Source organism: Mycoplasmopsis agalactiae 14628 (assembly GCF_000266865.1).
Classification (GTDB): domain Bacteria; phylum Bacillota_I; class Bacilli_A; order Mycoplasmatales; family Metamycoplasmataceae; genus Mycoplasmopsis; species Mycoplasmopsis agalactiae_A.
Map to the genome: position 1 here is coordinate 55374 of NZ_AJPR01000003.1, position 13019 is coordinate 68392.

General features: G+C 27.5%; 9 protein-coding genes. 1 reads left to right on the forward strand and 8 read right to left on the reverse strand.

The window, feature by feature from the left end; all coding sequences use genetic code 4:
* Positions 1 to 101: 101 nt before the first annotated feature.
* The 7 genes from MAGB_RS00305 to MAGB_RS00330 all read right to left on the reverse strand — a co-directional run bounded on the left by MAGB_RS00305 (position 102) and on the right by MAGB_RS00330 (position 11143).
* Positions 102 to 1052, reverse strand: a complete 951-nt coding sequence (locus tag MAGB_RS00305) for an Mbov_0729 family lipopotein (RefSeq protein ID WP_004023836.1) — start codon at positions 1050 to 1052, stop codon at positions 102 to 104.
* A gap of 339 nt (positions 1053 to 1391) precedes the next feature.
* Complete coding sequence (locus tag MAGB_RS00310; protein WP_004023837.1) at positions 1392 to 2372, reverse strand: BspA family leucine-rich repeat surface protein; 981 nt, start codon at positions 2370 to 2372, stop codon at positions 1392 to 1394.
* Between the two features lie 14 nt (positions 2373 to 2386).
* Positions 2387 to 2545, reverse strand: a complete 159-nt coding sequence (locus MAGB_RS04300) for a variable surface lipoprotein (protein WP_157767237.1) — start codon at positions 2543 to 2545, stop codon at positions 2387 to 2389.
* A gap of 401 nt (positions 2546 to 2946) precedes the next feature.
* Complete coding sequence (locus MAGB_RS00315; RefSeq protein WP_004023838.1) at positions 2947 to 5568, reverse strand: DEAD/DEAH box helicase family protein; 2622 nt, start codon at positions 5566 to 5568, stop codon at positions 2947 to 2949.
* Between the two features lie 2 nt (positions 5569 to 5570).
* Entirely contained in the window at positions 5571 to 7694 is a 2124-nt protein-coding gene (locus MAGB_RS04390) for a DNA methyltransferase (RefSeq protein WP_004023839.1), read from the reverse strand.
* An 879-nt stretch (positions 7695 to 8573) separates the two neighbouring features.
* Positions 8574 to 9782, reverse strand: a complete 1209-nt coding sequence (locus MAGB_RS00325; RefSeq protein WP_004023841.1) for a BspA family leucine-rich repeat surface protein — start codon at positions 9780 to 9782, stop codon at positions 8574 to 8576.
* 320 nt (positions 9783 to 10102) lie between these two features.
* A complete protein-coding gene (locus MAGB_RS00330) occupies positions 10103 to 11143 on the reverse strand; it encodes a zinc-dependent alcohol dehydrogenase (RefSeq protein ID WP_004023843.1) in 1041 nt (346 codons plus the stop codon).
* 237 nt (positions 11144 to 11380) lie between these two features.
* On the opposite strand from MAGB_RS00330, the gene MAGB_RS00335 reads away from it, so the two are divergent.
* A complete protein-coding gene (locus tag MAGB_RS00335; RefSeq protein ID WP_004023844.1) occupies positions 11381 to 12112 on the forward strand; it encodes a DNA-processing protein DprA in 732 nt (243 codons plus the stop codon).
* Here the strand turns inward: MAGB_RS00335 and MAGB_RS00340 are convergent.
* Complete coding sequence (locus tag MAGB_RS00340; protein WP_004023845.1) at positions 12099 to 12935, reverse strand: HAD-IIB family hydrolase; 837 nt, start codon at positions 12933 to 12935, stop codon at positions 12099 to 12101. The two genes, MAGB_RS00335 and MAGB_RS00340, sit on opposite strands and share 14 nt — an antisense overlap.
* Positions 12936 to 13019 lie beyond the last annotated feature (84 nt).

The window sequence follows — 13019 nt, forward strand, 5'->3', positions numbered from 1 at the left end:
TAAAAAGTGATGCAAAAATAATAAAATCCAAATTATCGCTATATATTTAATTTCAGCTTAAAAGTATCAAAACTAAGAAATACATATATTAAAATATAAAACTATTTTTCTTTTTTTGTGTACTTGTTATATGCTTCTGTTAATTTACCTTTTACTTTTTTAAATAAGTCGGTGAAGTTTTTGCTAGCTGTTTCATCAGGATTAGAAAAAGTTAAGCTTGTAACATGGTCGAATATATCAGCAAGATCGGTTATATCTTGTTCTTGAAAACCAAATTTCTTTAAAAATTCCTCAGTATCATGATCAAATTTATCAATAGTTTCATTGGATTTAGAATCAAATTCACTCTTCAATTTTTCTAACTTACTTTTGTCTTTTAAATACTCATCTATTTGCCCATATCCTTCAAAAAATTGGTATAGGAGTTCTAGCTCTTTTTCTGCCTTAGATTTTACAGTGGTTGCATCACTATTAGAGCTACTAGAAGAACTTGGATCATCTGACATAGGTTGATCGTCTCTATTAGCACCCTCCCCGTTTCCGGGTGTAGTTCCTTCTGTTCCGCTTCCTGGAGTGCTATTGCCTTCATGGCCTGATGGTTGATTGCTTTCATGTGTTCTAGAACTCTCGCTTGTTTCAGGAGCATTAGGTGTCTCATGTTCTGTTGGCATTCCAGAAGGGGCAGTTTCATCAGTCATTAGAGCCATTTCTTCTATAGGACTATTGCCCCCCCCGCTTTCATTAGAGTTTCCATTTTCACTATTTGGAGCAGTTTCATTGTTGTTTGATTCTTCACTGCTTCCTGGAGTTGCTTGACTATTTTCTGATGGGGTTGAATTGTTGCCTTGTCCGCCATCTTTATTACCAGTGTCTGTATTAGTACTAATATTTACTTCTGGATTATTTTTATTGTCATTTTTGTTGTTTTTGTCATCTTCTTTATTAATAGTTGATGATGAATCTGAAGTATCACATTTTGCAGCAATAAAAGGTAAAGCACTAATAGGTGCTATTGCTCCAAAAATTGTTAAAAATTTATTAATCTTTTTCATAATGGACAAGTATATAGTTTTTTTAACTTTTAGTATTAATTTAATAAATTAATACTATGGCGTCTTGCCATAAATGAATATTTATTCAGAATATGAAAAGTAATTGAGGAAGCTGGTGAAGTTATTGTGTATGAATAGGCAAACAAAATGCTTTTTTGAAAGTTTGGTTCATGATTGAGAAGGGTAAAATAAAATAAAAATGTCATTTATGAAATACCAAAAAATTAGTTAAAGATAAGTGCAAACCGTTAAGTTAAATAGTTAAATTTTAAAAAGAAAGTAAAAAAATGCAGCACAATGGCTGCATTTTTAATTATTTATATGAAAAATAATAAGGGATTATTTTGATAGATGATCTTCAGTTGTTTTTCAAGACTTTGCAAGGTTTTTTATAAATTCTCTTGAAATTTTCGCTTTTTTAAAAATGCTTTTAACAATATTTGGATTAGTAACTGTTCAACTACTTAAATCTTGATTAAATTTTTCAACATCATAGAATGCTTCACTTGTTGTTTTTAGATTCTTGATGTTTCATTTTTCGAGATTATCAATTTTTTCTGATTTAAGATTATGGAATGTTAAGTATAGTGAAGTAATTTTTAATGGCAAGTGTTCAGGAACTTTTGTTGTGCGATGTGGTAATCCTGTTGCCTTTATATTATTTTTGTCATCTTTATAATAGCCTAATTGAGTTATGACAATGTTTTTTCCTTGTCTATTAACAGAACTTCAGTCACGATCCACATTATCAGATTTTAAATTTTCAAATATCTTTGTGGAATCTCCTTCATAGTAATATTTAGTAAGAACACCATCTTCTAACACTTTGCCTAATCTAACTTCAAAATTTTGCGATCTTAATCTTAATTTAATATTGTTCTTTCCACCTTTAGTATCAACATCTAGTGTTTTAGTACTATCTGATGAGTCTTGAAGAGTTAATCCATCTATTTTCTTTTCTCTTGCAAATACATTTATTTGTTCAAGAAATTCACCCTGAGTGTGAAATGAACCAAAGGCATCTTGATGTTCTTTAACAATGTTCCTAACAGTTTCAACATCTTTTTTGTCTTTTGCTTCTTGTGCTTCTTTTTGTTTTCTAGCAGCTTCTTCTTGCTGTCTTTTTTCTTCTTGTTTTTTTCTTTCTGCTTCTTCTTTTGCTTTAGCAGCCTCTTCTTCTTGTTTTTTTCTTGCTTCTTCTTCAGAATTTACTATTGTATGCGGCATAGCGTATGTGCCGCCATTATTTTCCGAATTATCTGGTTGATCACCTTGCTCACTATTAGAATGAGTATTAGTTGAATCAGTCATGCTATCCATATTATCATTATTATTTAGGGGGGGGTGTCATTTTTTGGATTTGTATTTTCTTCAGTTATTGCACCAGAATTATCACTCTTAGTTTCAGCTCTTTTTTTACATGAAGCTGCAATTATTGGTAGTGAAACTAGAGAAAGTGACAAGCTAGTTAGAATTTTAATTTTCTTTTTCATGTGTTTAATTTTCCTTTCATTGATTATCACTTACACTTAAGTAAGCAAAAGTAATTGCCATTCTTGATTAATTGATAAGTCCTCAATTAAGATAGCAAAAGTATAGTGTCATCGATTCAAAAGAGAATATTACAAGAAAAAATAATTTATGAAGCAAAAAAATTAAATTTAGTGTCTTTTTTTGTGGAAAATTGATGTTTTTTGCTTATTTTAGCCAAAAATTAGGAGCGAAATCAGCAATTACAAAAGAAAATTAACAAAAAACATATCTGCTCATGTGGCTAGATATGTTCTATGAATAAAAGTTCAAAAGATAATCAATTAAATTTTATTTAAATTGGTGCTGTGTACAACCACTCAATAAGCGTCTACTTAAGAGCAGATATCTTTTTTTGTGCTGTTTATAGTTCTTTAAGTATCAAATTAATTTGGTTTTCAAATTGTTCTTTATCTTCAGCCATTTTGCTAAAGAAAGGGAAGCCTATTAGTTTATATTCACCTCGTATTTGGCTTTTTTCAATTTTTGATCCTTCTTTAATTTGTTTTAAAAATTTTTCTTTTCAAGAATCAACATCTTTTAAAAATTCACCTTTAGGTTCTACATAAGCTTGATAAGTAGTTTTAGAATCATCAACTAATAGAGACTGTTTTTTTCTTAAAAATAATAAAAAGTCAGGTTCAAATCTTTCACCATGATCAAAAGTGTAAAGTGCAAGATCAGCAAATCGTTCGTTTCTAATAACAAAATATTCTAATTTTTTTTCTTCTAAAATAGGAATAATATGGTCACTAAAATATTTTAGGAGTGCTTTTTCTTCAGTGGTTCCAAAGTTATCATTAAATGCATATCAATTTGCATTTTCTAAATCTAATTTATATTCAGGATCTTCTAATTTATTCTGAGATACACCATAACCTGAATTTGAACTAATTTTTGAAATATGTATAGTTTTGTTTTTAACAACATTTCTTAAAAACTTTTCATAGAATTCTTTAGTGCCTTCGTATTCCGGTTTTAATGAAACTATATGGTTTGCAATTTGAGCTAAAGCTTGCTTTAAAGCATAAAATATATCTTTAGTTAGCAAGTTATTTGAAATATGAGTAATTTGAATGCTTGAATTTCCTAAATAATCATCCGAAGTTAAAAATTCTTTTTTAGTTTTTAATAAAGGATATTTTTCTTTAAGTTTATCAAATGATAATTCACTAAAACAATCACTAGCTCCAGTTAAAACATTAATTGGAATTTCTTTAAATTTTAACTTAGTAATTTGGCTTTTAATAGATTCATTATTGCTTTCATTTTCTTCATTAAATAGATCATATAACTTGGCTTTTTGATTTAAAGCAGTGTAAAAATAAGTTTTATATCTGAGACTTGATTCTAATTGTTTGACACCGCTTCTTGATTTGATTACTCTTTTATTAGAAAAAACATAGCCTTTTTTATAAAAGTTACTGTTTGTAAATGAATCTTTTAGCTCGTATTTTAATTCAATCATTTCATCATCTTGTAAACCAGTTTCAATTAAAGCTTTTCTTAATTCTTGAATATACAAAGAATCATTTTGGCTATGATATAACATAGTTTCTAAAATACGATATTGATTTTCAATGTCATAATCAAATTTTCTTTTAAATTTAAGTTCTTCATCGTCTATTACAAAAGGACAATATCTAGCTCCACGCCCAATTAATTGTGCTTCTTTAATTGTATAACTTGAGACTTTAGTCTTTCCGCCTTGTCTTGTATCGTAGAGCCTTACAATATCAAATAAGTTTAAAACATCTCAGCCTTCATTTAACATATCTACTGTAAATAACAATCTAATCGGATTGGATTTATCTTCAAGTGAGTTAACTAATAATTGTTTTTCTTTAGTATTATCAGTTGTTCCATTCATAATAATTGAATTATCTTTTGTAAAGGAATTTTTAATTGATTGTTCTAATAAATCTAAATTACCATCTTTATTTTCAAAATATTTAATTGCTGTGTTTAAAATATCTAAATTCAGAATTTCTAATTTTTTAATTTGAACAGAATTTAATTCCTTTAGTTTTTTAAAGAATTCATCATAAAAAGCAATTGATTCAACTATTTTTTGAGATTTAAATAAAACAACAGGCTTAATGTTTAATCTAAGATCAGCAAATAAATATTTTCTGTATTCACTTATAACTAAAGCTATAAGTGCTCTTGTAAAAAGATCAGTATTTGAGGCAAAGTTTTTAAAATCTTTAGTATAACCGCTTTGTCTAAAATCAATTAGTGGGTAGTTAAAAACGATTTTGTCTTTGTATTTAGCTAAAACATTTTTATCTTTTAAATCACAAGTGGCAGTAAATTCTAATAAAATACTATCTTTATTAGAATTAAAAGCATTCATAACTGAAGTTTCTCAAGTTTGGTTTTCTTCAATTTCTTGTTTATTTTTATTCTTAGTTGATGAATTAATATGATGAGATTCATCAGAAATAAATACAATCTTATCTTCAAAATCATCAAAGGTTAAAGAATTTTCTTTTCTGTCAATTTGATCTAAATGTAGTTTTTGAGTTGTTGTAAATACTACCTGGATATCATCATTGTAAATAGAATTACTAAAATTATTTACTTTTTTAATTCTTATTCTATTTCCATTATATTCTAGGTCTTTATTAAAAAGATATTTACTTGATAAGGAATTAGTAAAGTTATCTATAGTTTTTTCTAAAACATTAGTTTGGTTAACAAAAAAGACAAATTTTTTATACCCTTTAGTGTATAAATATAACATTAATCCAGCCATTATCACAGTTTTTCCACTACCTGTAGCCATATGAAATAGATTATGGATTTGCTTTGTTTTAGAGTTTTTTTCATAATTGATAATAAAATTATCAAAAGCATCTTTTTGATAATCTCTTAACAAAATATTAGATGATAAATTTTTAGAGATTACTTCTGGCAGTTCTTTTTTAAATGTTATAACTTCTTTTTGAGAATTCAATTTTTGATATAAGAAAATATCTTCCATAATTATTCTCCTTTATAAAATGAGTCTGAAAAATCTTTATCATTTTGATTCATATTGTAATTCTCATCATCTATTTCTGAATAGTTTATATACAGTTTATTTTTATCAATTATTTTGATTAAAACCTTTTTCTTATCTTCTAATGATAAATTACCAAATTCTTTTTGAGTTTGTTCTAGTTCACTTGCTGTTAAATAAGGAATTATTCTTTCATCCTTAAATACTTTATTTTTAATTTCTATGATGCTAGTTTCATCAGATTTTTGAATATTGTTAATTAATTGTTGTGCATTTTCTAATAATTCACAATAAACAAAACTTCCGCCACCTTGTCAATTAACAGATTTAGAAATTCCACCTTGCTCACCATCAATTACTTTTTTTAATCTTTCAACAGATATATCTTGAATATAATCCATTTGTTCAATTCCAATATATCTTCTATTCATTTTATGAGCAACAGCAGCAGTTGTTCCTGAACCTAAGAAGAAGTCTAATACAATATCATTTGGTTTTGTTGAGATTTCAATTATTTTATATAGCAAAAATTCAGACTTTGGATTATTAAATTTTTTTTCATTAAATAAAGCATTCAAATGTGATGTCCCTTGTGAGTTAGGTGTATTAATAATAGTATTTTCCATTAATATACTTTGTATTGGTAATATATTTGTTTTAGTAAATAATAACCGATCACCAATTTCAATAACATTATCTTTATCGACAAATTCTTTTTTAATTACATTTTTATTGTTTTTTATTATAACTTCATCATTATTTCATAGGTCTTTAAAATTTGCAATGTTTCATGTTCAACATCCTAATTTGTTCCCTATTCTTAATGGAGGTCTTATAGGTATATACCCGATTTCTATTAATGATTCATCGCTTTTGTAGATTTCATCAATTGTAGAAGTGTTTTGAACCTTAGAAACATCATAATCCATAATAGCAATTGCATGTGAAAACATTTCACCATTTTCAATAATTTTAAATTCTAAATACTCACTATTTTGAATAGAATTTAATTTTTGAATATGTTTTTCTAAATTACTTTTTATACCCTCAAAATAATATATTGTGTAACCTAAATTTTTTCTTTCAATTAGTTTATCATGACCAGATGAAGCACCAGTATCCCTACCATAATAAAACATTTTGCCGTTTTGTTGTTTATAAACTGTTTTTGATATTGTGTTTTCATATTTTAATAATAATGGTTGTGAATTTTTTGTATAAATATGTATATATTCATGATTTCTTTGAACTGTTTTACTATCGTTTTGTGTGTTTTTTTTCAACTGTATTAATGTTCCATAGTGGTTTTCTCTTGAAAATATTTCATCCATTAAAACTTTTAAATACGCTTGTTCATTATCATCACATTGAACAAAAATCAAGCCATCATCTCTTAATAACATTTTGGCTAATTCCAACCTATTTTTCATAAATACTAATCATGATGAATGATTAAACTTATCATTATAATTAAATGAGTCATTTCCTGTATTATAAGGTGGATCTATATAAATACACTTAACTTTTCCTTCATATCTTTTTAATAAACTAGCTAAAGCAATTAAATTATTACCTTTAATAATTAAGTTATCATTTTCATCAAATTGGTTAACTTCTTCAACACCAGTTTTAGTGTATCTTTTAGCATTACCTAGAACTTTTGGAGCTAACATTTGTCTAACTTCATCACTTGCAATTAGTTCATTGTAAAAAATTTCTTTTCTTTTTTGATCATTCTTATCTTGACCGCCTTGCAAGTAGCAATCTTTAAAAGGAAAATCTAAAACTACATCATTAGAATTTGAAATAAATTCACCATTGGAAGTTAAGCCGATTTTATTAATATAACTTGTGTAAGAATCTTCTAAAAACTCTTTAGATTCAACAAATCTAGTAAATTTGTGCTTGTCAAAGATTAAAGTATTCTTAACATTTTTAAAAAATGTTTCTTTTATTAAATCATTAGATAACAAAATATCTAGTAGTTGTTCATCCATTCTAATAGCATCTTGATAAACAATTGCTTTTAGCAGTTTATTATCACCTGATACGTATCTTTCATTAGTTTTTAAAAGCTTTTCAACTGTTTTAAATATATTAATTTTCATGCGTGACTTCCTCATTTTTAATCTAGTTATAATAAATCTGCTATCTATAGTTTAATTTTTTTTCTATTTCTTTATTATTATATAGATTATGCAATCTAAAAATGCTTATATAGGTCAAAGGTCAGAAATAAAACTATTTAATATGAATAAATTCAGGTGCTGATATCAAACCTTTATTTATTATATTATTTTGTTTTTTATGTAAAACCTTGTTATAAAGATCTTTAAAAATTTTGCTTCATTATGAGTTTTATTCTCAACATCATAAATTTTAGGTTAAATATTATCTTCAATCATTTCTTTTGTACGAATTTGTTTTGAATTTAATTCTATTGTTTCATTTGTTTCTATTATTTTTTTAGACCTATATTTTTCTACTTTAAGACTTATAATCATTAAAAAAGTTTTAGTGTAATTCTATATATCTAGCAATCTTGCAAAATTATGGATATATTTTAATATCTTGTGTTTTTTCGTTCTTTATCTATAAATTAGTTCAACTTTATAATAGTATTTTTGGGTCTTAAACATGTTTTATATAAACTAGTATTGTCCTTTTCTAATTATCCTAAATATATGGCATTCATAACTATGATTTAGCTGATTTTTTAATTAAAAACAAATGAATTTATTTTTTTATGGTGATGCTTAATAATGTTTTTTGAGATTTATCAAAAAATAAAAAATGCCTTCATTGTTCAAAATGAGACATTTTATGTACCTTTATGCTGATTAACTTTTATAGTGGAACTTTATTATTTAAAAATTCAAGTGCTCTACGATTAAACTTTATCTCAATTAATGTTGCACTTTAATATTCAATCAAGCAACATATCCCCATGCATAAGACTAGATATGCTTTTGCTTACTTAGTTAGTGCTATTTTGTAAGAATGCTTTTGTCAACTCCCCATGATTTTGCAATGTTGTCTAAATGCTTGCCCATTTTAGATGCGCCTTTAAAAATAGAATTCTTGCTTGCATCTTTTTTAAATTTTCATTTACTTAAATCTTGAGAAAAACTTTTGGCATCTTGAAATGCTCCTTCTGCCTTAGTTATATTTTTTACATCTCATTCATCAATATTTTCTATATTTTCTGATTGAAGGTTATAAAATGAGTAACTTAATGAATTAACTATTAATGGTAGATTTTTTGGAACCTTAATTGTTTTCTTTCCTATTCCTGTTAGTTTAATAAGTTTATTTGAATCTTTGTAATATCCTAATTGAGTTATAACAACTAGTTTGTCTCTCATAGTATAACCTCAGTTAGCATCAATATTATTGTTTCCATTTTGTGAAAAATTATCTAATAATTTTGAAGGCTCATCTTTAACATAATATTTTGTTACAACTGCGTTTTCTAAGACTTTTCCAAGCTCTACTTCAAAATCTTGAGAGCCTAATTTTAATGAGATTTTATTCTTTTTGCCTGATCCATCTTTATCTACAACTAGTTTGGTATCTTTTTCACTTTCCTTTTGAAGTTTAAGATTGCTAATTCCTTCATCATTAGCATAAACTGCAATTTGGTCTAAAAAATCACCTTGTGTATGGAATGCAGCAAAAGCATCTTTGTGTTCATCAACAATTTTCTTAACTTTTTCTACATCTTCTAATTCTTTTTTTAGTTTTGCTTTAGCTTCAGGATTAGATGCTGGTGCATCACTACTCATGCCATTTGTATGATTATTAGCTGAATAGTTTCCACCACTATTATTTGAAGAAGAATCAGGACTTTCAGGAGCTTTAGGAGCTACTTCAGTTTCAGCTCTTGGTTCATCGCCTTGAACTCCATTATTAGATTCTGCATTATTATTTGTCATTGAAGATTCATTATTTTCATTGTTTATTGATTCTGTGCTTGAATCATTATTAGGGGTATCTGTATTATTTTTTTCTTCATTACTCTCAGCATTGGTGTTTTTATCATCATTATTTGTTAATTCGCTAGATATTTTGTCTTTTTCTAACTTGCTTTTATTCATTTCTTCAGACTTTGCGCCAGCACCACACTTAGCAGCTACAAACAAAATTGCACTAAGTGAAGCAACTGAGCCTAAAATTAAAAATTTTGATTTCTTCATAAATTATTTTTTTACTTTCTTTGATTAATGTTCGAGATTTGAAAACGAATTATACAGGCAAGTAATAATAAACCAGAGAGAGAGAGAGAGAGAGAGAGACGCAAAAATGTGTAATTGTTTCCTCATGCACTTCATCAAGCATTCTAAACACATTTTATAAAAATTCAATTTGCTAAAAACTAAGCGATTTATAAAAGCACAATTTAAATACAAATAAATACCTAAAGCTCTGTTTTATAGTGCTTAATGAAAATTAAGATAAGCATATAAAAAAACATCCTGATTGATTAAAAACCAGGATGTTTTTTTAATTAAATTAATTATTTTCTAAAATCAATAACAGCTCTTCCTAAGAACTCACCTTTTTGAAGTTTGTCAAAAATGTCAGAAACTTCTTCTAGTTTGACTACCTTAGTAACTTCTGACTTAACTTTTCCTTCAGCAGCATATTCTAATGCTTCAGCTAAATCTTGTCTAGTGCCAACAATTGAGCCTGCTAATTCACGTTCTAATAATACTGATCAGAAAATTGAAACCTTAAAGTCATCTTTGCCATGTTTATCTTTAGCTGGCAAGCCAACTAATACTTGGCGGCCGCCACGACGAAGCATATCCATACCTTGTTCAGCAGCACTAGGATGAACTGAAGTGTTAACAACAGCATGAACACCGCCGCCAGTAACTTCAATAATTTTTTCAATAAATTTAGGATCTTTAGCAGAGTTAAATGCATATTCAGCACCTGATTTAAGGGCTAATTCGCATTTTTCATCAGATAAATCAACTCCAATAGGTCTTAGCCCCATAGCTTTAGCATATTGAATAGCCATTTGTCCTAAGCCACCAACACCAATAACAGCTACAAAGTTGCCGGCTTTAGCTTTAGTTTGTTTTAATGACTTGTATGTCGTTACACCAGCACAAACAACTGGTGCGCCTGTAACAATGTCTAATTTTTCAGGCACTAGTCCAACATAATCTTCATGACCAATAGCATATTCAGCATATGAACCGTCTTTAGTATAAGCTGACATATTTTGGTTTGGACAAAGTGTTTCTCTACCTGTTAAACAATATTCACAGTAACCACAAGCATCATGTAATCATGCTAAAGCAACTCTGTCGCCAATTTTCAAGCGTGTGCATCCTTCCCCTAATGCAACAACTTTTCCAATTCCTTCATGCCCTGGTATTAATGGATATTTAGGTTCCACTAATCAATCATAATTAGCAGCATGTAAGTCAGTATGACAAATGCCTGAAGTTTCCATTTCAATTAAAACTTCTTTGTATTTAGGCTTAGGTACATCCACTTCCTTAACACTTCACTTTTTAGGTTCAGTCACAACAAAAGCTTTCATTTTTGCTGGAATTTCTTTCATTTGAATCTCCTTATGAATATAAAATTTAAACCTTACATTTAAATTTTACAACTATTAATAAGGCTTGTTTGATTATTTGATGTGTTTGAGACTAAAATTAGGCTTTTGAAAAACCTAGCTGGGAAAAATCAAGTATTTTTCCCATTTTTTTCCTTTTTTTATTTTTCTGCACAAAAGTAAAAATCTTAATGTAGGAGAGAGAAAAAGGAGAAAGAAATGAATGATTTATTAATTTACTTTTCAATTTTATTTAAAGGAAATAACTTTGAAATTTATAAAGCGCTTAAAAACGGATATAAGGTTGATAAATATAAAGTTGATGAAGAGATAAATAAATTAAAACAAAGTGGTATTAAAACTATTACTATTTTTGATAGTAATTATCCACAAGGATTGAAAGAATTAAAATATTCCCCTTTTGTTTTGTTTTACAAGGGGAATATTGAACTGCTTAATAAAAATATAGTCTGTGCTACAGGAGATGTAGCCAATGAATTTGTTTTGCATAATGTTGCACAAACATGTAATGAATTAGCCAAAAGCACTGTTTTACTGACTAATAATTTCAAAAACATTGATCAAAATATTATTGAAGTATTTAACAATAATAAACAAGGGGTTATTTATTTATTGGCTAATGGTATATCATACAATTGCCCTAATGTGGATTTAGACAAAGACTTGTGCATCACTTTTATACCGCCAGATTTGCACCCTAAGCTCAGGTATTTTAAAGAAAGAAATGTTGTTGCTTCAGCTCTAGCTAATAATTTAATTATATTTAGTAGCAAGCGCAATTCAGGGCTTATTAACCTAGCTAATTGTTTTGCAAATTTAGGCAAAAATGTTTACTGCTATCCAGGCTTAACATATGATGATGGTAATACTTACTTAATTAAATCAGGGGCAAACTTAATAACACATTTGGCTGAAGTTAACTACTTCTAATTATTTCCTCTAATTTTATACCAATTGCACCTGAATTATAGTGCCCTATGGTTTCAGTAGCTACTGCTTTAGCATCCTCTGTTGCATTTTCCATTGCAAACCCAAAATGAGCATTTTGTAATATTTCTACGTCATTGCTTGAATCACCAAAAGCATAAATTGTGCAATCCTGTAATTTATATATTTTCATAAATTCTTTAAGTCCATTTCACTTTGAAATTCCTAAAGGATTAACATCTGTGTATATTCTGTTAGTTAGATATACTGAATACTTATCTTTATATAGATTGCTAAAGTATTGGGTTGTTTTGGCAGCTATATCATTTGGATTTCTTATTGCCACTTGAGTAATTATTGAATCTGAATCATTTGCCACTTTTGACATTGATTCATAATCTGAAAACTTAATGTGCGCAAAATCCATAATATCTTGCTTCATAATTCATTCAGGAAAATTGCCATCAGCATCTTTATTTACATATGTAGCAGTAAAATCTGCTGTATCAAGAGAAATTATTAAGTTGTTTTTGTAAGCATAATCAAACATTTTTTCAAAAACATCAGATTCTAATCTGCCTACAACAATATGATTTTTATTTTTTACATCATATATTAATGCGCCGTTTGAGCATATAAAATAGTCTATTCCGTCAAATTCATTTAATAAGGGAAGTACTTTTAAAAGCCCTCTTCCGGTGTTTAAAATATTTATTCCGCCTTTTTTATGCACATCATGAAATGCTTTTTTAGTTACGGGATGAACTTTATTGTTGCTCATTAACAGAGTTCCATCTAAATCATATGAAAAAATCTTTTTCTTCATTCTATTCTCCTTGTAAAAATGGTAAAAAATGATGCTAATAATTTAATAATTGTAATTCAATTTTTTAAAATATTTTTTATAATT